Source organism: Duganella paludis (genome assembly GCF_054461335.1).
The window spans coordinates 402314-421828 of the sequence record NZ_CM136922.1 but is presented as its reverse complement, the minus strand read 5'-3'; the positions used below and the strand labels follow the sequence as shown (position 1 = coordinate 421828).

Genomic DNA, 19515 nt, shown 5'->3' with positions numbered 1-19515 from the left:
CATGACAGTACGCGATTACACGACAGCGGATTTCGCGGCGGTTTGCCGCATCTACCTGGATGCCAAGCCGGCGGAGTTGAAGTTTGAGGCCGGGGCGTTCACGTTCACGCCGCTGGAGGATGATGCAGGCATACAGACGGCGTTTAATGAATCCGTAGTGTCGGTTTATGACGACGGCGAGGTGCAGGGATTCGCTGCGGTGTTTGATGGTCAGTTGCGCGCGATGTTCGTTCAGGGCAGTGCGCGCGGCAAGGGCGTGGGGCAGGCATTGCTGAATGCCGTGCTGGTGGAAGGCATGTCGCTCAACGTGGCGCGTTCCAACGTGGACGCGATCCGTTTCTACGAGAAGAACGGTTTTGTGATTGGCGGCTCAGCGACGCGGCAATACAGTGGCATCGACGTGCTGTATGCGCAAATGCGCCGTCCCTGCGTGGTCGTGCGCTATATTCGTGAAGACGACTGGCAGGAGCTGAAGCGCATCCGCCTCGCCGCCTTGCTCGATGCGCCGACGGCGTTTGGCGTCAGCCACGCCAGCGCCGCCGCCTACACGGATGCGGCATGGCGTGACCGCGCGGCGGGCCGTGGTCCCGCGCGATACATCCTCGCATTCGATGGCGGCGAAGCAGTCGGCATCGTCGCCCATGTTCCGGACGCAAATCAGGAGTTGAACCTGATCGCCATGTGGGTAGCGACATCGCAGCGCGGCACACCCACTGCCGCACGGCTGGTTAGCGCGGTCAAAGCTCACGCCACGGCGCAAGGATACAAGCGCCTGCTTCTCGACGTGTCGCCAACAAATCTGCGCGCAGCGCGCTTCTACCAGAAACAGGGCTTCGTCTTCCTGCCGGAATGGGAACCGCTTGAAAGCCATCCCGACATCCAGCTCCAGAAAATGGCCTTTGCTTTGTCACTTGACAGTGAAAATTAGTGTATCTACTATGTTTATACACATAGGAGGGCGAAATGGAGCTTTCGATTCAGAAATGGGGCAACAGCGCTGCGGTCCGCTTGCCTACCGAATTGTTGGGGTTGTTGAAGGTGAAGCTAGGCGATAAGCTGAGTGTAGACGTGCAGCCGGACGGCGTTTTGCTGAAGGCCGCTCGTCCAGTTTATTCGTTGGCTGAATTGGTTGCACAGTGCGATCCCTCCGTCCCCGAGCCTGCTGATATGGCGGACTGGCACAATATAAAACCTGTAGGACGTGAGGCATGGTGAGCCGTCCAAAGTTTGATCGTGGTGATATTGTCATGGTCAACCTTGATCCGACCCAAGGACACGAGCAGAAAGGCATGCGCCCAGCCTTGGTGATGTCCACGGCTGCATACAACGCTCTGGGTGTAGTGCTAGTTGCTCCAATCACCCAAGGCGGCGATTTTGCTCGCCACGCCGGCTTCGCCACCACCCTGAGCGGTGCTGGCACCAAGACTCAGGGCGTGGCCCTGGTCAATCAAATTCGGATGCTGGACCTTGTCGGTCGCAAGGCCAAGCGTGTAGAGAGTGTGCCGGAATACGTCATCGAAGACGCGCTCGCACGTCTTCGTGCGATTACGGAGTAGCTTTTAGTCATCCAGCCCTTTGCCGTCGAGGATGCGTTGGACGCATTTTTCGATGCGGGATTCGCGGGTTTTCTGCTGCTTGGCTGAGGAGAAGTGCAGCAGGTAGGCGCGCTGGCGGCCGGGTGTCAGTTCTTCGAAGGCGGTTCGCAGGGCGGGGAGATCGTCCATCTTGCGCTCCAGCTCTTCGGGGAAGGAGAACTCGGTGGTCTTTTTCATTTCCACCTTGGCGCCCGACTTCTCCAGCGCGATGGCGTCCTTGATGTAGCTCTTCAGGACTTTTTCCTGCCGCTTGATGTCAGCCACGCCCGTAAAGCGGATCTGGCGCGCGGCCTGCACGTTTTCGGTCTGCTGGATCAGCAGGTTTTTCGGATCCTTCATCAGTGCGCCCTTGAAGAACAGCAGCGCGCAGTATTCCTTGAAGCCGTGCATCAGCACGACGTTGTGGCCGTCCAGCGTGTAGCAGGGCTGGCCCCATTTGAAGTCTTCGGTCAGGTCGCTGTCGGTGATGATGGCGCGCAGGGTTTCGAATTCTTCCCGCCAGTTCTTGGCGCGTTCCAGGAAGGCGTCTACTTTGTCGGTGCTCATGGGGCTCCTTTCACTGCCATTCAAGGTGGACGATGTTGTAGCCCTTGTCTTTCAATACTTTCAGCAGCGCGGGCAGCGCCTTGGCGGTCGGTCCGTTCGCGTCGTGCATCAGGATGATGCCGCTGCCGGCTTTGTCGAGACTATCGTTCAGGCGCTGGGCGAGGATGGCGGTGGTGTCTTCCGGTATCCAGTCGTTGATGGCCAGGTCGATCGAGGCGACCGTGATGCTGGCTTCCTTGAGCGCTTTCAAGAGCGTTGGCGTCTCTTCCAGGAAGGGGAAGCGGTAGGCCGGCGTTTCCACGCCGAAGACGGCTTTGTAGGCGGCGCGGCTGCGCTGCAAGTCGTCCAGTTGCTGATCGGCGCTGAGCGCGGCCATGTGCGCGTGCGTGTTGCTGTGGATGCCGGCGCTGTGGCCTTCGCTGACGACGCGCCTCGCCAGATCCGGTTGCTGTGCGATGTGCTGGCCGATCATGAAGAAGGTGGCTTTGGCGCATTGGTCGGAAAGGGCCTTGAGTACCATCGGCGTGTATTCCGGCGACGGGCCGTCGTCGAATGTGAGGACTACTTCGCCTTTTTTCTGCGGCAGTGCGCTGTGCTGATTGGTGCCGTAGGCCGCGCCTTCGCGCTTGAGCGTGATGGTGCGGGAGGTGTTCAGTTTGTCGGGGCCGCAGTCTGCGGCATTCGCCGTTGTAGTTGCCACCATGGCTGCCAGTATCAGTGCTGGTACTCTCATGCGCTTTTGTCTCCAATGTGGATGTGCCCGAGCAGGCCGGTTGCCGGCAGGGCCAGCGATATGGAGCGACCGGGAAGGTCGGCTTGCCATTCGCTGATTTGTTGTGCGTGGTATTTTAACGCGGCTTCGCGTTGTGTCCAGGCTTGTGTAAAAGCGTTGGGCAGATCGGTGGCGGTTTGCAGGGCGGCGGCGATGCGCGGGCCGAGGTAGTCGCGTGCGACTGTTTGCCAGTCCGGGATGGTTTGCACGCGCATCAGGTCCGCGCCGATGGGCCCTTGCAGGTTGAAGGCGGCCAGTGCGTAGCCGTCGTCGTGGCTGAAGGAACAGCCGATTTGGCTTTCACGGCCGGCTAGCAGGATGTGTGGTGGCGTGCCGGGCGTCGAGGCGATGGTGATTTCGTCGGTGGGCACGCGCAGTACGGCGGCCAGTGCTTCGCAAGCGGCGGCGCGCAGCTGGCTTCGGGCGGCGTCGCGCTGAGAACCCGCGCTGGCCGGCTGCGTGCCCGCGCCGGTCTGGATCAGGATTGCGAACAGGCCGTCCTGCGGCGTCGGCGTTGCGCCGGGCCAGAGCTGGACGGCCAGCGCGTTCATGGGCGCGCCGGTGCGGCGGGGCAGCCGGCCCAGTTGCCGTTGGCCGGAATATGCTCGCCCTTCATCACCAGCGTCAACGCGCCGAGGCGAGCGTTGTCGCCCACGGCGGCGCTGTACAAGACCGACGCGCGCGGTCCCATGTAAACCCGCTCGCCGATGATCACATGATCGATCTTCATCACGCGGTCCTCGAACAAGTGCGTCTGCGGGCAGGTGAGGGCATTCAGCTCGCTGTGGTCGCCGATCTGCACGCAGTCGAACTCCGTGATATCAGTCGTGTCCATGTAGACGCCTTTGCCGATGCGCGTGCCGAGCAGGTTGAACGCCAGCGGCAGCCACGGCGTGCCGCGCAGGTAGCGCAGGAAGTTCGGCACGGCGATGCCTTCATACAGATTGGTGACACCTTCGGACAGCCACACGAACGGCGTCCACATCGGCTCCGATTGTTTGCGATAGCGCCCGATCAACAGCCACTTGAGCACAACCACGAACAAATAATTGCCCACGCCGTAGGCCAGTCCCGCCAACGCCATGTCCCACACCACCTCCGCCCAGCGTCCAGCGCCGGCGGCCGGCATCACGTCCAGCACCAGCGTGTAGCCTACCGCGATCACCAGCGCATGCGGCGCGACGATGCGGAAGGCCTCGATCAGCCCGCGCCCGAGACGGCGCAGCGGCGAAGGATGGAAGGTCAGCGATTCCGGATACCCACTGGTCTGCTCGCGCGCCGGCAGATTAATCGGCGGAGAACCCAGCCACGTATCGCCGCTGCGCATTTGCGCGTTGTCCGGTGCGCGCGAGTGCACGCCGATCAGCACCTGTTCCGGCAGCACCGTGCCGTCCGGGATATACGCGCCATTGCCGACGAAGCTGCGATGCGAGATAACGGTCGGCTGCATCACCATCCAGCCGCCATCGATTTCCTCATCGCCCAGCATGACGGCATCGGCGATGAAGGTTTCGTCGCCGAGGGTCAGCATGTCCGGCACCACGCCCAGCGCGGTGGAGATTTCCGCATCCTTGCCGACTTTTGCGCCCAACAAGCGATACCAGTACGGCGCAAACACCGTCGCATAAATGCCGTGCAAAACATTCAGGCTGGATTCCTGGATCTGGCTCACCAGCCATTTGGCGCAGTAGGTATTGCCGTGAACCGGGAACTGGCCCGGCTTCAAACGCGGCAGCACGCTCCAGCGGATGCCCGCCGACAGCACTGCGGTCAGCACGATCAGCACCGCGCTGGCGGGGAAGGCCAGCAGGAAGTAACGCAGCAGCTGCACGCGCATGTCGTCCCCCTGTACCGATGGCAGCCAGCCCGCGTCGTCGAACCAGTCGATCAAAACGAAGGTCGGGAACACCGGCATGAAGAACAGCGTAACGATCAGCAGGATGCCGAAAATGAAGAACAGCGCTTCGCCGGCGCGGCGCGCGGCCGTCACCGGTGGACGTGGCGGCAGCTTGCGCTCGAACGCGCCCATGTCGCGCGCGGGCGAGCCGGACCAGATGCGGCCCGCCGGCACCACGCCGCCATCGCTCAATGCCGATTGGCCTTCCAGGTGACCCAGCGCTTCAACGCGCGTGTTCCCCTCCATGATGGCGAAGGAACTGACGCAGGCATCCCGCTCCAGCGTGATCCGGCCGAGGTGCAGCTGTCCGCGTTCGACGCGGGCATTCTCGAAATTGACGGCGTTGCCGATGCTGACCTGATCACCGATATCCAGCAGATCCGGCACGCGCAGGCTCATGGAACCGATGGTGACTTCCTTGCCTACCTTGGCGCCGAGCGCGCGCAGCCACCAGGCATTGAGCGAGGAGCCGCTGAGCAGATAAGCGGGAGCGGCTTCCACCAGGCGGTCGGCCAGCCACCAGCGGTAGTACGTGAGGCCCCACAGCGGATACACGCCGGCTTTCAGGCGGCCGGCGATGAGCCACTTGCCTGCAATGGCAATCGCGAATTCGCCGATGGTCGCCAGCAGGAACACGCCGACCGAAGCGGCGATGGCGAGCGCCACCGAGTCGCCCGGATCGCCGGTGAAGAAGTGGTAGGTGAAGAAGGGCGCCAGCCACTGCGCCATGCGCAGGGTGACCAGCGGCGGGAGCGCGGCCGCCTGCGCCGCGCCACAGATCCAGCGTTTCAGCGTGGATGGCGGTGTCCAGGTTTTTTCGTCCGCGCCGGCGGCCGGCGCCTCCGCCAGTACCTGCGCGATCTTGCCGACCTGGCGCTGCTGGTAGATGTCGCGCACCGTGACGTGGGCGTAGCGCGGATCGGTGCGCAGCGAGGAGGCCAGGCGGGCGGCGAAGAAGGAGTGGCCGCCCAAATCGGTGAAGAAGTCGGCGTTGCGCAGGATGGGCTGGCCGGGGAACAGCGTCGCCAGCGCGGCGAACAAGGCTTCCTCGGCCGGCGTTTCGGGCAGGTCGGACTCCTCGGCGCTGCCGGCCGGCGGGGCGCTGAGCGGCGTGGCCTTCAGCGTCTTGCGGTCGATTTTGCCGGAGGTGAGGCGCGGCATGGCGTCCAGCATTTCATAGCGGCCGGGGACCATGTAAGGCGGCAGCTTGGCGGCGAGGGCGGCGCGCAGTTCGCGCGGGTCCAGCGCGGAAGCGCCTTCCTGCACGATGTAGGCGACCAGTTGGTCGATATCGTCGTCCTTGCGCAGCAGGACGGCGACGGTGCCCACGCCGGCCTGTTGGGCCAGCAGGGCTTCGATCTCGCCCAGCTCCACGCGGAAGCCGCGGATTTTAACTTGGTCGTCGGCGCGGCCAAGGCAAGTGACTTCGCCGTCGGCGCCGATGCGGGCCAGGTCGCCGGTGCGGTACAGGCGCGCGTCGTGCGCGCCGCCGGCCCAGGGATTGGGCAGGAACTTCTCGGCCGTCAGGTCGGGCCGGCCGAGATAGCCGGCGGCCAGGCCCGGGCCGGTGATGCACAATTCGCCCACTTCACCATGCGCCAGCAGGCGCAGGACCGGGCCGACATTGGCGTCGATCACCAGCAAGCCGTAGTTCGGCAGCGGTTTGCCGATGGTGACCGGATGGCCGGGACGCAAACGCGCCAGGCTGGCCGAGACGGTGGCTTCGGTCGGGCCGTAGGTGTTGAACATCTGCCGGCCCTCGCGCGACCAGCGCTGCACCAGCGATTCCGGGCAGGCTTCGCCACCGAGGTTAATCAGCCGCAGGCTCGGGACTTCCTGATTGAATAGCGCCAGCAGCGTCGGCACCGCGTGCAGCACCGTCACGCCGTTCTGCTCCAGCATGCGCGGCAGGGTCTCGGGATCGCCGCTGATTTCCTTGGGGCCGATCCACAGCGTGGCGCCGACCAGGTAGGAAATCCAGATCTCTTCGAACGACATGTCGAAGGCCACGGAAAATCCTTGATAGACCTTGTCGTCGCCGCTCACGCCCAGCACTTCGTTCTCGCTGCGCAGGAAGTGGCAGATGCTGCGCTGGGTGATCAGAATGCCTTTCGGCTTGCCGGTGGAGCCGGAGGTGTAGATGACGTAGGCCGGAACATCGGGCGACACCGCACCGCGCCGGGGCAGGATCGCACCATCGGCGGGGGGGGCCAGCAGCGCTTCGGCGGTCCACACCGTGCGGCCGCCGGCGGCGACATCGGCCAGGCGCGGCGCAAACGCGGCGCAAGTGAGCACGCCGGCGCCGCTGGCGTCGTCGAGACACACCTGCAGACGCTCGACCGGCGTGTCCTCGTCCACCGGCAGCCAGGCCGCGCCGGCCTTGGCGATCCCCGCCTGCAGCACCAGCAGCTCGATCCCGCGCGGCAGCCACAGGCCGACGATCTGGCCCGGCTGCACGCCGGCTTCGATCAGCCGCGCCGCCACCAGGTCGGCCTGCGCATCCAGTTCCCGGTACGTCAGTTGGCGATCGCCGAAAATCAGCGCGATCCGCTCGGGATGGCGCGCGGCGCTGGCTTCCAGCAGATCGGCCAGGATTTCCTCCCGCAGCAGGCTTTCCTGCTGCGGGCCGAAAAGGAGATCCGGAATGGGCTGTGGTGCTGGATGATTCATGCTGGAACTTTGTGTGGTGTCAGAGCGCCATTGTACGGTACGCGAATTGCTTTCTACAGAGGGAGAATGCAAGTTCTTCTTACAGCCTTTACAATAGGAAATACGAGTCGACAACGAAAGGAGCCGCATGTCTACGAATCATCGCCCATTCATCGCCCCCATGCAGTTTGACGACGCCCAATTGGCCTACGATCAGGTGCTGGCCATCTACGACACCAACATCGCCTTCCTGCGCGATGCCATGAAGCGCTTTGTCGCCGGTGAGGACATCGGCGAGCATGTACGCGCCTGCTACCCGTTTGTAAGGGTTCATACGGACACCGTGGCCCGCGCCGATTCGCGGCTGGCTTTTGGCTTTGTCGCCGGCCCCGGCACCTACGAAACCACGCTCACACGGCCGGACTTGTTCGCGCGCTACTATCTCCAGCAATTCAAGCTGCTGTTGAAGAACCACGGCAGCCACCACGTCAAGATCGAAGTCGGCGTCAGCGCGCAGCCGATTCCGATTCACTTCTCGTTTGCCGAACATGAGCACATCGAAGGCAGCATGACCGCCGAGCGCCGCCTGCTGATGCGCGACGTCTTCGACCTGCCCAATCTGGCCGCCATGGACGACGGCATCGCCAACGGCACGCACGAAGTGCCGATGGGCGAAGCGCAGCCGCTGTCGCTGTTCACGGCGCCGCGCGTGGATTATTCGCTGCAGCGCTTGCGGCACTACACCGGCACTTCGTGCGACCATTTCCAGAAGTTTGTCCTGTTCACCAACTACCAGTTCTACATCGACGAATTCATCAAGCTGGGGCACGAGTTGATGGCCAATCCGTCCGACGCGCCGGGGGACGACTACGTCGCCTTCGTCGAACCGGGCAACCTGGTCACGCGCCGCGTGGGGCAGTCGGTGCAGCCGGGCGACGCGCTGGGCGCCGCGCCGCCGCGCATGCCGCAGATGCCGGGCTATCATTTGATCCGCGCCGACGGCACCGGCATCTCGATGGTCAACATCGGCGTCGGCCCGGCCAACGCCAAGACCATCACTGACCACATCGCGGTACTGCGTCCGCACGCCTGGCTGATGCTGGGCCACTGCGCCGGCCTGCGCAACACGCAGGAACTGGGTGACTACGTGCTGGCCCACGGCTATGTGCGCGAAGATCACGTGCTGGACGAAGATTTGCCGCTGTGGGTGCCGATTCCGCCACTGGCCGAGGTGCAGGTGGCGATTGAAGCGGCGGTGGCCGAAGTCACGCAGCTGACCGGGCATGATCTCAAGCGCGTGATGCGCACCGGGACCGTGGCCAGCACCGACAACCGCAACTGGGAACTGATGCCGCAGCGGACGCCGGAGCGCCGTTTCAGCCAAAGCAGGGCGATTGCGCTGGACATGGAAAGCGCGACCATCGCCGCCAACGGCTTCCGCTTCCGTGTGCCGTACGGCACCTTGCTGTGCGTGAGCGACAAGCCGATGCACGGTGAAATCAAGCTGCCGGGCATGGCCAACCAGTTCTACCGCGACCGCGTCGACCAGCATCTGCGCATCGGCATCCGCGCCATGGAACTGCTGAGGGCGCTGGGCGTAGACAAGCTCCACAGCCGCAAACTGCGCAGTTTCACGGAAGTAGCGTTCCAATAAAACGGGGAATTGGAGCTGAATGATTATTAAGATATTGGCCAGTGTCGTCGCGTTTGTCGCTGCCGTTATTGTTGCCGGCACCACCGGACTAAGCTTTTATGTTTGGCCGACCGGTTTCAATGACCAACAATTGGCCATCACACCGGCGGTGATAGAGCGCTTGCGCAGTTTGCAGTCAGAGCACAAGTTCGGCCCGGATACCGCGGCATTCTATCCGGGAGCGGCAAGCGAGGCGCAGAGGGCGGTCGCGCAGGCTTCGGTCGATGCGACAATCCAAACGCTGATTGCCGAGCTGCCTGCACGACCACAACGCTCGACGGTACTCCGCGCAATGAAAGTGACGCTGGCTGATATCGACACGTCGGAGTCCGAGGAACGCGACCAAATCCTGGTGTATCTCGATAAAGTCATGACGATCTGTGGCATTGAAAGCTCCGACCAGCTGTTTAATGTCTGGCGCTATGGATTTCCGTATGGTTGGTTCCTCTAACATCTCCCAAATCAGGGTCAGCTCTGTCATTCGGACACTTGCCACCATTCTTTGACATTTCTCAATACGACTGAATGGGATTGTGATGCGGTGCTTAGAATTTGTGATGCACAGTTTTTGATGACCGGTTTGATATTTCGCAATGAATGGTCGTCCGTGTCCAAATGACAGAGCTGACCCCGATTTGGATTCGCGACAATAAAGGATCGACGATGGCACGTTTCAAACAATCCGTGTTCCTGTTCCTTACGGCGTTAACGCTGCCCGCCATGGCGGCCGACGACGACCGGCGCAACGCTGAACTGTTTGCGCAGGTCGACCGGATCTTTGCGGACTATGCGCTTGATCAGCATGTGCCCGGTCTGGTGTATGGCATCGTGGCGGATGGTCAGCTGGCCTATGTGCGCGGCATGGGCGTACAGGACCTGGCGTCGAAGCGGCCGGTGACGCCCGATAGCCTGTTCCGCATCGCTTCCATGACCAAGGCCTTCACCGCGCTGACCATCCTGAAGCTGCGCGACGACGGCAAGCTGCAGCTGGAGGCGCCGGCGGAGAACTATGTTCCGGAGATGAAGAACTGGACCTATCCGACCCAGGACGCACCGCGCATCCGCGTGCGCGACCTGCTCAACCACACCGGTGGGCTGGTGACGGACGATCCGTGGGGCGACCGCCAGACTCCGCTGCCCGACGCGGCGTTCACCGAACTGCTGCGCGGCGGCGTGCCTTTCAGTCATGCGCCCGGCATCACCATGGAGTATTCCAACCTTGGCTATGCGGTGCTGGGACGCATCATCACCAACGTTTCCGGCCGGCCGTATGCGGACACCATTTCGTCCACCTTGATGCAGCCTCTGGGCATGGCGTCTACCGGCTTCCTTGCGGACGCGGCGCCGCCGGAGCGTCGGGCCCACGGCTATCACTGGGCCGACAACAAGTGGACGCAGGTGCAAACCATGGGGCACGGCGCCTTCGGCGCGATGGGCGGAGTACAGACCAGCGCGGTGGATTACGCCAAATGGATGGGTTACCTGCTGTCGGCCTGGCCGGCGCGCGATGGGGCCGATGCCGGTCCCGTCAAGCGCGCCACAGTGCGCGAGCTGGCGCAGGGCTCCAATTTTCCGGTATTGCGCCAGCGCTTCGGCCATACCGGCGCGGCCAGCTGCCGCCAGGCGTCGACCTACGCCATGGGCTTGATCGTGGCGACCGACTGCGAACTGGGGCTGACGCTCAGCCATGGCGGCGGCTATCCCGGCTACGGCTCGCACGTGTTGTTGCTGCCGGAATACGGCGTCGGCGTATTCGCGTTCACCAACCGCAGTTATTCCGGTTCATCGGCAGCGGTGTGGGATGCGGCGGTGACGCTTAGCCGTGGCGGCTTCCTCAAACCGCGCAGCGTCGCGGTCGGGGTGGTGCTGGCGACAGCGTATCGGACCGCCGGCACGATTTACCAGCAGGGCGATGTCGGCGTGGCGGGCGATCAGTTGGCGATGAACTTCCTGATGGACCGCGACGCCGCCGGCTGGCGCCGCGACCTGGCGAAGCTGAAACAAGCCGTCGGCGATTGCGACACCTCGGCCGCCATCGTCCCCAATGGCGCGCTCGGCGGAGATTTTACCTGGCGCTGCGCAACCGGACGCGTAACAGGCCAGCTGCTGCTGGCCCCCACAACGCCGCCACGCATCCAGATGCTGACCCTGCAACCGAAGTCGCCATAAGCGAATTGGGATATGTCCTCACGGGAAGGTCAAGTCCATGCCGAGCAGCCTGATAAGGAACAAGGTGAGGAGCCCCAGGCCCAGCAGCGATAGCACGAAGACTGCGGCTATCTTGCCGCTCGCGCGCAGTACGGCGCGCTTTTCCTTTCCCTTCTTGCCTTGATCGTAATGCCACTTGACGGCGAAGAACATGCCCGTGCCCAGCACGAGGAACTTGAACGTTACGAAGACTATCGGGATCCATTCGATCATTTTGGGTATTTCCTGGCTCACTTAACTTTATCTATGAGGCATACTACCTTAAAGCAATTTCCATACATTGAGACAAAATGTCCCAGCTAAAAGCCATACAAGATGAAAGTTTGCCACTTTGGCTGCCGCGATTGGACGGGAACAAGGGGCCACGGTTTTTGCAAATTGCGGATGCCTTGCAGGCGGCGGTGGTCGATGGAGCGCTGAAACCGGGCGACCGTCTACCTCCGCAACGCCAGTTGGCGGCCCAGCTGGACCTCGACCTGACGACGATCACGCGCGCCTACGACGAAGCCCGGCGCCGCAACTTGTTGGTGGGGCGCGGCGCCCGAGGCACGTATGTCGCGGCACCGAAAGTCGAATTGAGCGCTATCCTCGACCTGAGCATGAATACGCCGCCACCGCCGGATGGTGTGGACTTCGACGACCTGTTGAAACAAGGTCTGTCCCAAGTGTTGATGGGCGCGGATAACGACTTGCTGATGAATTACCACCTGGCCGGCGGCGGCGAATCCGACCGCAAGGCCGGCGCCAAATGGCTCGAACCGATGTTTGGACAGCTAGATGCTCGGCAGTTGGTCGTCTGTCCAGGCGCGCAAGCGGCGATCGCCGCGTTGATCCTTGCGCTGACGGAGCCGGGCGATGTGATCCTGGCGGAGCCTATTAGTTATCCCGGCTTGCGTGCCGCAGCGACCCAATTCGGCCGGCGCATCATTGCGGTGGAGGCGGACAAGCACGGGATGGTGCCCGAGATGCTTGAGAAAGCGTGCCGCCGGCACAAGCCCGCGCTGGTCTACCTCAATCCAACTTTGCAGAATCCGACCGCCATCACCATGCCGGAACGCCGGCGCAAGGAGCTCGCCAGCAGCGCGAAGCGCTGCAATGTGCGCATCATCGAGGACGATCCCTACTGGTTCCTGGCCGATGCGCCGCCGCCACCGATCGCCAGGTTCGCCCCGGAACAGGTGTATTACATTTCAACCCTGTCGAAATGCCTGACGCCCGGCTTGCGTGTCGCGTTCGTGCTGGTACGCGATCCGCACGAACGCGAACGTTTCCTGGCCGCGTTGAGATCATTCGCGCTGATGGTCGCGCCGCTGACGGCCGCACTGGCCACGCAGTGGATCTTCGACGGTTCGGCCGAGAGATTGATGAAAGGCGTACGCAAGGAAGCGCGCCTGCGCCACCGGATGGCGCGCGATATTCTGTCGGGGCGCTACAGCGGTGCCGGAGACGGCCTGCATGTATGGCTTGAGTTGCCTGCGTATTGGAATTCCTCGGAGTTTGCGCAGGCAGCCGGCCGGGAAGGCATCGCCGTCACTCCGGCGGAGGAGTTCGCCACCGGCAGCGGAACCGTGAATGCAATCCGGATCTCTTTGGGCAGCATCAAGGATAGGGGCCTCTTGCAAGCGGGTCTTCAACGGCTGTCTCATCTGCTTGTGCAGCAGCCTTTCCCTGGGGAACCTTGTTGTGTGTGAGAGACAAAATTGCCTAGCCAAATGTAAATCTACTGCAGTGGCCAACCGGTTTTACGTGATTTCAAGCCACTGATACCTTTTCCGATATCGAAAACGGCCAAAAATTGATTGGTTTGTTTTTTCTCCAGCACCTAAGATTTGTTACAGAAAGCTGATATGACTCAGCTCTCTAAGAAAACAGATAACACTGGAGACTTATGAAACACACAGTATCCGGGGCTTTCGAGTCCCAGGCAAAGCATCGCCTCGTCCTGAAATCCGGCGTCGCCGTCCTGGCCGCCGCTGGCCTGTTGAGCACCTTCCCAGTTCTGGCACAAGAAGCACCTGCGGCCACCGATGCCGCTCAGCCGACCACCGAGTCGACCGTTGTCGTGACCGGTGTGCGCCGCGCTGCGCAAAGTGCGCAAAAGATCAAAAAGGATTCCGATAACGTTATCGATTCCATCGTCGCCGACGATATCGGCAAGTTCCCCGACACGAACGTGGCCCAGACCCTGGCCCGCGTCACCGGCGTTCAAGTACGCCGCGACGGCGGCGAAGCCAATACGGTGCTGATCCGCGGCTTGCCCGGTATCGCCACCATGCTGAATGGCCGCGAGCTGTTCACCACCACCGGCCGCTATATCCAGCTGGCCGACATTCCTTCGACCATGCTGCAACGCGTGGACGTGTACAAGTCGCAGAGCGCGGACCTGATCGAAGGCGGTATCGCCGGCGTGATCGATGTGCGCACCAACCGTCCGCTGGACTTCAAGGGCTTCACCGCCGTGGTTAATGGCGGCGCCACCAATAATTCGCTGGCCGACCGCACCGATCCTAACCTGAGCGGCATGATCTCCAATCGCTGGAAGACCGACCTCGGTGAATTCGGCGCGCTGTTCGGCGTGTCCTACGTGCGCAACCACTATGGTGAAGAGCGCACCTTCAACACCAAGCCGGTCGACAAGGGCTGGCTGCTGCCTAATCTGATGGGCCCTGACCTGATGGGTCTCCAGAACGTGGGCGGCGACCGTCGCCGCGCCGCCGGCAACTACGCCTTCCAGTGGAAGCCGAACAAGGATGTGGAACTGTACGCCGAAGGCCTGGGCACCCATTACCTGAACAACTTCGAGACCGACTTCTTCGTGGCGCTGCCATGGTGGGGCCCTGGCGACAAGATGACCGCCACCAAGGTCCCTGGCACCAATCAGCTGCAGTCGCTGACTTCGCACGACGTCAACACCATCATGTCGACGCAAGCCAACCGCGCCAACAACGTGACCCAGCAGCACGCCATCGGCGGCCGTTGGAACGCCGCGCCGGGCCTGCGCCTGAGCTCCGAGGTGTCGCGCACGTTGTCGAGCTACGATTGGCAGAATCCGATTCTTGATACGCTGGCCGTGGTGCCGAATGCCACCGTCACGCCTAACCTGAACGGCAGCGCCAACGTCGCCTACGGCGGCATGAACCTGAACGACCCAAGCAAGTACGTGTTCAACGCACTGTTCGACCGCTATGGCCGCGACACCGGTTCCTCGACCGACTGGCGCGCAGACGGTACTTACACGCTGCAGGACGAGAGCATCCTCAAGGATCTGGCGTTCGGCGTGCGCACTTCCCAGCGCAAGGCGGAATCGATTAAGTCCTTCGAAGGTTCGGTCGGCGCGCTGCCGGGCGTGAGCGCCAGCTCGGTGCCAGGCCTGAACTGCACCGCCGAGATGAAGAACGATTGGGGCACCAAGTCGTGGTACACGCCTTGCGCCAGCTACCTGATCTCGAACACCGGCGACGTGCGCAAGGCCGTTACCGGTTCGAGCGCCGCGAAAGCGCTGGACCCAGGATCGTACTTCGCCGACGAAGAGAAGAACTACGCCTTGTACGGCAAGGCCCACGTGGGTTGGGATGTCGCCGGCATGCCGTTGGACGGCGTGATTGGCATGCGCATCACCAAGACCGATTCGGACCTGCTGGGCAATTCGATGGACGGCACCACCTACGTGCGGACCTCGAAGCAGAGCAGCGACACCAGCTATCTGCCAAGCGCCAACTTCAAGCTGCAGGTGCGCGACGACGTGATCGCCCGCTTCTCGGCCACCAAGACGCTGACCCGTCCGAACTTCTCGGACCTCAATCCAGGCACCGCCTACATCAATTCGGGCGTGACCGTGCAGGCGACTGCATCGGGCGGCAATCCTGAGGTGAAGCCTTTCACCGCGCGTAACTACGACGGTTCGCTGGAGTGGTACTTCAATTCGACCGGCATGGCCAGCGTTGCGCTGTTCCGCCACGAGTTCAAGGGCTACATCATGAACAAGGTGACCAAGGAGACCTACAACGGCGTGGTCTACGACGTTACCCGTCCGTTCAACACCGACGATGGCTATCTGCAGGGCGCCGAAGTGGCTTACCGCCAGTTCTTCGACAAGCTGCCCGGCTGGATGGGCGGCTTCGGCATGGAGGCGAATGCCACCTACACCGAAGGCAAGACCACCTCGACGTCCGTCGCAGTCCTGAGCGACAAGCCGTTCGCGGGCATGTCGAAATGGTCGTACAACGTGGTGGCGCTGTATGAGAAGTTTGGCATCTCGGGCCGACTGGCGTATAACTGGCGTTCGAAGTTTACCCAGTTGTACAACGACGGCGGTCCAGGCCTGGATTTGATCGCTTCGCCGATGTCGTCGCTGGATGGTTCGCTGGGCTACAAGATCAACGAGAATACCTCGATCACGCTGACCGGCACCAATCTGGGCAACTTCAAGTACACCGACTACTGGACCAACAAGGGCCTGTATCCACGCGATACGCGCAAGTATGATCGTTCGGTGGGCCTGTTCCTGAACTGGAAGATCTAAACTTAAGTAACACCCGTCATTCCCGCGAAAGCGGGAATCCATGCTGCGCCAAATAGGATGCTCGGCATGGATTCCCGCCTACGCGGGAATGACGTCATTGAAAGAGGTAATTATGGCGGCGAATCAAAAAATGTCGGTGGTTGAGAAAATCGGTTTCGGCGCCGGCGATATGGCGTTGAACGTGGTGATCTCGTCGATGATGTTGATCATTACCTTCTTCTACACCGATATCTACGGTTTGAAGACCACCGACCTGGCGCTGCTGTTCGTGCTGGTCAAAATCGTCGGCGCCGTCAGCGACCTGGTGATGGGCCAGATCACCGACCGCGTGCTGACGCGCTGGGGACGTTACCGTCCGTGGCTGCTGTTCCTGGCCGTGCCTTACGGCCTGTCCGTATTCTTCGTGTTCTCCACGCCGGACTGGGGCTACAGCGCCAAGCTGGTATGGGCCTATTCGACCTACATCATCATGACCATCATGACTTCCGGTGTGGGCGTGTCGTATATCTCGCTGCCTAGCGCGCTGTCCAACGATCCGCAGCAGACGCTGTCGGCCAACGGCTACCGCCTGTTCTTCGCCAAGGTCGGCGCCTTCATGGTCACCGTGATCGTGCCGCTGCTGTCCGAGCGCTGGGGCGGCGGCAACGCGGCCACCGGCTACCAGGCCGCGATGGCGGTGATGGCGGTGATGGGCGTGCTGCTGTTCCTGTTCTGCTTCTTCACCACCAAGGAGCGCGTGGTGCACAAGGTGCAGCGCCAGTCGCTGGGCGAGCAGATCTCGGTGCTGATGAAAAACGACCAGTGGCTGATCCTGTGCGCGGTCTGCGTGACCGGCACCATCGGCTACGTGGTGCGCGGCTCGGTCGCTATCTATTACGCCAAATACTTCCTCGGCGCCGATGCGGCCACCGTGTCGGCCTTCCTGTCCACCGGCGTGGCGGCGGCCATCCTGTCGATGATCGCATCGACCTGGATCACCAAGTTCTATAGCAAGGTCAAACTGTTCCGCTGGACGCAGATCGGCGTGGGCCTGATCAGCGCCGCCATGTACTTCTTCGTCGGCCCCGGCGACATGATGCTTGCCTTCGTGCTGTACTTCCTGCTGTCCTTCGTGGTGGACCTGCATGCGCCGGTGTTCTGGTCGGCCATCGCGGAAGCCATCGACTACGGCACCGTCAAGACCGGCCAGCGCGTGTCGGGCTTCGCTTTCGGCGGCATCTCCGTGTGCCAGAAGGCCGGCATGGGCATCGCCGGCGCTTTGGTTGGTTTGCTGCTGACGTATTTTGAATACCAGCCGAACCACGAGCAAACCGCGTTCGCGCTGCACGGCATCGTGCTGATGCTGACCCTGATTCCCGGCTTCTTCCACACTGTGATGGGACTGTTGATGTTCAAGTACCGTATCGACGACGAGTACTACACGCAGGTCAAGGCGCAGATGGGAGTCAAAGGCTATGTGGCAGTCTAATTTTTTGGAAATCGAAATGGAAAACATCCTCACTCCCTTGATCGAGCAACGCGCCGATCCGCACATCTACCGTCACACCGACGGTTACTACTACTTCACCGCGTCGGTGCCGCAGTACGACCGCATCGAGCTGCGCCGCGCGAAAACCATCGCCGGCCTGGTGGACGCCGAGAAGGTCGACGTCTGGCACAAGCCGGACACCGGCGCCTACAGCGAACTGATTTGGGCGCCGGAGCTGCATTACAACGACGGCGCCTGGTACGTCTACTTCGCCGCAGCGCCTAGCCGCGAGATCAAGTTCAAGCTGTTCCAGCACCGCATGTACGCGATCCGCAACACCAACGCCAATCCCTTGGAAGGCGAGTGGGAGTTCATGGGCCAGATCGACACCGGCATCGACACCTTCTGCCTGGATGCCACCACCTTCACCCACAAGGGCCAGCTGTACTACGTGTGGGCGCAAAAGGACAATGCCATCGAAGGCAATTCGAACATCTACATCGCGCCGATGAAAACGCCGTGGCAGCTGGGTGGTGCGCCGGTCATGCTGAGCAAGCCGGAGTTCGATTGGGAGATACGCGGCTTCTGGGTCAACGAAGGTCCGTCCATCCTGAAAAAGAACGGCAAGATCTTCATCAGCTATTCGGCCAGCGCCACCGACGAAAACTACGCCATGGGCCTGTTGTGGGCGGAAGAAAACGCCGACGTCATGGACCCGGCATCGTGGACCAAGTTGAAGGAGCCGGTGCTGCAAACCTGCTTCGAGCACAAGGTGTATGGTCCCGGTCATAACAGTTTTACCATCGCGGACGATGGCGAAACCGTCATGTTGGTTTATCATGCACGCACCTACACCGAGATTATCGGCGACCCGCTGTGGAATCCGGACCGTCACACCTTCGTAAAACCGTTGAAGTGGGACGAGCAGGGCATGCCCGTATTCGGAAAACCGTCGATCGCGTAACAAGGCGCGACCGCACCACCTTCCGGCGGCCGAGCAGGGTAACTCCTCTCGGCCGCCTTGTCTTTAGAGAGTAATATGCAAGCAACGATCACTGAATCTTCCTTTGGTAAACTGCCGGACGGCCGCGAGGCCACGCTGTACACCCTGACCAACGCCAACGGCATGATCGCGAAAATCAGCAATCTGGGCGGCGTTATCGTCGAGCTGCACGTGCCGGACCGCGATGGCGTACTGGCCGATGTCTGCCACGGCTACGATAATCTGGACGCCTACCTCGGCGAATCGCAGTATTTCGGCGCGCTGATAGGCCGTTACGGCAACCGCATCGCCAACGGCCGCTTCACGTTGGACGGCGAAACCGTGCAGCTGGACGTGAACAACGGCGCCAATCACCTGCACGGCGGCGCCGATGGTTTCCACCGCCGGCTGTGGGATGCCGAAATGTTCAACACGCCGAAATCGGTGGGCTTGATCCTGACGCTGGTCAGCCCGGACGGCGACCAGGGTTATCCCGGCACCGCCGAAGTCACCGCCATCTATGAGCTGCGCGAGAATAACGAGTTGCGCATTGCTTTCCACGCCGTCGCCGACAAGGCCACGCTGATGAACTTGACCAACCACGCCTATTTCAACTTGGCCGGCCAGGGCGATATCCTGAGCCACGAGCTGACCATTCCGGCCGAATCGTACACGCCGGTCGACAGCGGCCTGATTCCCGCCGGTCCGCCGGCGCCGGTGGCTGGCACACCATTCGACTTCCGCACACCGCACGCCATCGGTGCGCGCATCGGCCATCGGGATGAGCAATTGGGCTACGGGGAAGGGTATGACCACAACTTCGTGCTGACGAAATCCGCCGACAAGGCGATGGAAGTGTCGGCCCGCGTGGTCGATCCGTCCTCCGGCCGGGTGCTGGAGGTGCTGTCGCAGGAGCCGGGCATCCAGTTCTACAGCGGTAACTTCCTCAACGACCAGGTGACTGGAAAAGGGCGCATCTACGGCTATCGCAGCGGCTTCTGTCTCGAACCGCAGCACTTCCCGGATTCGCCGAATCGCCCGGATTTCCCGTCGACCATCCTGCGTCCGAACGAGGAATATGCGACCGTGATGGCTTACCGCTTCAGCACCGTCTAGGTATATCGATTTCGATATCGATATCGATAAACAATTTATTGGAAAGTTATCTCAGTACATCTTAGTA

Annotated in this window: 16 protein-coding genes; 11 read left to right on the top strand and 5 right to left on the bottom strand. The window is 61.9% G+C overall.

Annotation, left to right across the window (positions count from 1 at the left end):
• The first annotated feature begins 1 nt into the window (after position 1).
• Genes ACXZ1M_RS01885 through ACXZ1M_RS01875 form a run of 3 tightly spaced genes read left to right on the top strand, consistent with a single transcriptional unit; the run spans position 2 to position 1556 of the window.
• Entirely contained in the window at positions 2–928 is a 927-nt protein-coding gene (locus ACXZ1M_RS01885) for a GNAT family N-acetyltransferase (RefSeq protein WP_459051542.1), read from the top strand.
• Between the two features lie 35 nt (positions 929–963).
• Entirely contained in the window at positions 964–1215 is a 252-nt protein-coding gene (locus tag ACXZ1M_RS01880) for an AbrB/MazE/SpoVT family DNA-binding domain-containing protein (RefSeq protein ID WP_459051541.1), read from the top strand.
• Positions 1209–1556: a type II toxin-antitoxin system ChpB family toxin gene (locus ACXZ1M_RS01875; RefSeq protein ID WP_459051540.1), complete on the top strand. Its 348-nt coding sequence runs from the start codon at positions 1209–1211 to the stop codon at positions 1554–1556. The genes ACXZ1M_RS01880 and ACXZ1M_RS01875 overlap by 7 nt, the downstream gene beginning before the upstream one ends.
• Positions 1557–1559: 3 nt before the next feature.
• Here the strand turns inward: ACXZ1M_RS01875 and ACXZ1M_RS01870 are convergent, their stop codons facing one another.
• Genes ACXZ1M_RS01870 through ACXZ1M_RS01855 form a run of 4 tightly spaced genes read right to left on the bottom strand, consistent with a single transcriptional unit; the run spans position 1560 to position 7480 of the window.
• Positions 1560–2141 (bottom strand): YdeI/OmpD-associated family protein, encoded by a 582-nt coding sequence (locus ACXZ1M_RS01870; protein WP_459051539.1) that lies wholly within the window; start codon positions 2139–2141, stop codon positions 1560–1562.
• A gap of 10 nt (positions 2142–2151) precedes the next feature.
• The gene (locus tag ACXZ1M_RS01865; protein ID WP_459051538.1) at positions 2152–2874 is read right to left on the bottom strand and encodes a polysaccharide deacetylase family protein; all 723 of its coding nucleotides are present in this window, start codon (positions 2872–2874) and stop codon (positions 2152–2154) included.
• Positions 2871–3464, bottom strand: coding sequence for a 4'-phosphopantetheinyl transferase family protein (locus ACXZ1M_RS01860; RefSeq protein ID WP_459051537.1), 594 nt, complete (start codon positions 3462–3464; stop codon positions 2871–2873). The genes ACXZ1M_RS01865 and ACXZ1M_RS01860 overlap by 4 nt, the downstream gene beginning before the upstream one ends.
• A complete protein-coding gene (locus ACXZ1M_RS01855) occupies positions 3461–7480 on the bottom strand; it encodes a Pls/PosA family non-ribosomal peptide synthetase (RefSeq protein ID WP_459051536.1) in 4020 nt (1339 codons plus the stop codon). Before ACXZ1M_RS01855 ends, ACXZ1M_RS01860 begins: the two co-directional genes overlap by 4 nt.
• Before the next feature lie 127 nt (positions 7481–7607).
• On the opposite strand from ACXZ1M_RS01855, the gene ACXZ1M_RS01850 reads away from it, so the two are divergent.
• The 3 genes from ACXZ1M_RS01850 to ACXZ1M_RS01840 all read left to right on the top strand — a co-directional run bounded on the left by ACXZ1M_RS01850 (position 7608) and on the right by ACXZ1M_RS01840 (position 11321).
• Positions 7608–9113 carry an AMP nucleosidase gene (locus tag ACXZ1M_RS01850; protein WP_459051535.1) on the top strand — a complete coding sequence of 502 codons (1506 nt, stop codon included), beginning with the start codon at positions 7608–7610 and terminating at the stop codon, positions 9111–9113.
• 19 nt (positions 9114–9132) lie between these two features.
• A complete protein-coding gene (locus ACXZ1M_RS01845) occupies positions 9133–9603 on the top strand; it encodes a DUF4844 domain-containing protein (RefSeq protein WP_459051534.1) in 471 nt (156 codons plus the stop codon).
• 212 nt (positions 9604–9815) lie between these two features.
• Positions 9816–11321 carry a serine hydrolase domain-containing protein gene (locus tag ACXZ1M_RS01840; RefSeq protein ID WP_459051533.1) on the top strand — a complete coding sequence of 502 codons (1506 nt, stop codon included), beginning with the start codon at positions 9816–9818 and terminating at the stop codon, positions 11319–11321.
• Between the two features lie 18 nt (positions 11322–11339).
• Here the strand turns inward: ACXZ1M_RS01840 and ACXZ1M_RS01835 are convergent, their stop codons facing one another.
• Positions 11340–11573 carry a hypothetical protein gene (locus ACXZ1M_RS01835; RefSeq protein WP_459051532.1) on the bottom strand — a complete coding sequence of 78 codons (234 nt, stop codon included), beginning with the start codon at positions 11571–11573 and terminating at the stop codon, positions 11340–11342.
• Positions 11574–11650: 77 nt separating this feature from the next.
• Here ACXZ1M_RS01835 and ACXZ1M_RS01830 point away from each other — a divergent pair, with 77 nt between their 5' ends.
• From ACXZ1M_RS01830 to ACXZ1M_RS01810, 5 genes are all read left to right on the top strand, one after another.
• The gene (locus ACXZ1M_RS01830; protein WP_459051531.1) at positions 11651–13051 is read left to right on the top strand and encodes an aminotransferase-like domain-containing protein; all 1401 of its coding nucleotides are present in this window, start codon (positions 11651–11653) and stop codon (positions 13049–13051) included.
• Between the two features lie 197 nt (positions 13052–13248).
• Positions 13249–15882 (top strand): TonB-dependent receptor, encoded by a 2634-nt coding sequence (locus tag ACXZ1M_RS01825; RefSeq protein WP_459051530.1) that lies wholly within the window; start codon positions 13249–13251, stop codon positions 15880–15882.
• Positions 15883–15994: 112 nt separating this feature from the next.
• Complete coding sequence (locus tag ACXZ1M_RS01820; RefSeq protein ID WP_459051529.1) at positions 15995–17350, top strand: MFS transporter; 1356 nt, start codon at positions 15995–15997, stop codon at positions 17348–17350.
• A gap of 16 nt (positions 17351–17366) precedes the next feature.
• Positions 17367–18314 (top strand): glycoside hydrolase family 43 protein, encoded by a 948-nt coding sequence (locus tag ACXZ1M_RS01815; protein ID WP_459051528.1) that lies wholly within the window; start codon positions 17367–17369, stop codon positions 18312–18314.
• Between the two features lie 75 nt (positions 18315–18389).
• Complete coding sequence (locus ACXZ1M_RS01810; protein WP_459051527.1) at positions 18390–19448, top strand: aldose epimerase family protein; 1059 nt, start codon at positions 18390–18392, stop codon at positions 19446–19448.
• Positions 19449–19515 lie beyond the last annotated feature (67 nt).

Excerpts from the sequence above, each read along its gene's own strand:
- ACXZ1M_RS01885 (WP_459051542.1), top strand. The coding sequence starts at position 2 with ATGACAGTACGCGATTACACGACAGCGGATTTCGCGGCGGTTTGCCGC.
- ACXZ1M_RS01880 (WP_459051541.1), top strand. The coding sequence starts at position 964 with ATGGAGCTTTCGATTCAGAAATGGGGCAACAGCGCTGCGGTCCGCTTG.
- ACXZ1M_RS01875 (WP_459051540.1), top strand. The coding sequence starts at position 1,209 with ATGGTGAGCCGTCCAAAGTTTGATCGTGGTGATATTGTCATGGTCAAC.
- ACXZ1M_RS01870 (WP_459051539.1), bottom strand. The coding sequence starts at position 2,141 with ATGAGCACCGACAAAGTAGACGCCTTCCTGGAACGCGCCAAGAACTGG.
- ACXZ1M_RS01865 (WP_459051538.1), bottom strand. The coding sequence starts at position 2,874 with ATGAGAGTACCAGCACTGATACTGGCAGCCATGGTGGCAACTACAACG.
- ACXZ1M_RS01860 (WP_459051537.1), bottom strand. The coding sequence starts at position 3,464 with ATGAACGCGCTGGCCGTCCAGCTCTGGCCCGGCGCAACGCCGACGCCG.
- ACXZ1M_RS01855 (WP_459051536.1), bottom strand. The coding sequence starts at position 7,480 with ATGAATCATCCAGCACCACAGCCCATTCCGGATCTCCTTTTCGGCCCG.
- ACXZ1M_RS01850 (WP_459051535.1), top strand. The coding sequence starts at position 7,608 with ATGTCTACGAATCATCGCCCATTCATCGCCCCCATGCAGTTTGACGAC.
- ACXZ1M_RS01845 (WP_459051534.1), top strand. The coding sequence starts at position 9,133 with ATGATTATTAAGATATTGGCCAGTGTCGTCGCGTTTGTCGCTGCCGTT.
- ACXZ1M_RS01840 (WP_459051533.1), top strand. The coding sequence starts at position 9,816 with ATGGCACGTTTCAAACAATCCGTGTTCCTGTTCCTTACGGCGTTAACG.
- ACXZ1M_RS01835 (WP_459051532.1), bottom strand. The coding sequence starts at position 11,573 with ATGATCGAATGGATCCCGATAGTCTTCGTAACGTTCAAGTTCCTCGTG.
- ACXZ1M_RS01830 (WP_459051531.1), top strand. The coding sequence starts at position 11,651 with ATGTCCCAGCTAAAAGCCATACAAGATGAAAGTTTGCCACTTTGGCTG.
- ACXZ1M_RS01825 (WP_459051530.1), top strand. The coding sequence starts at position 13,249 with ATGAAACACACAGTATCCGGGGCTTTCGAGTCCCAGGCAAAGCATCGC.
- ACXZ1M_RS01820 (WP_459051529.1), top strand. The coding sequence starts at position 15,995 with ATGGCGGCGAATCAAAAAATGTCGGTGGTTGAGAAAATCGGTTTCGGC.
- ACXZ1M_RS01815 (WP_459051528.1), top strand. The coding sequence starts at position 17,367 with ATGGAAAACATCCTCACTCCCTTGATCGAGCAACGCGCCGATCCGCAC.
- ACXZ1M_RS01810 (WP_459051527.1), top strand. The coding sequence starts at position 18,390 with ATGCAAGCAACGATCACTGAATCTTCCTTTGGTAAACTGCCGGACGGC.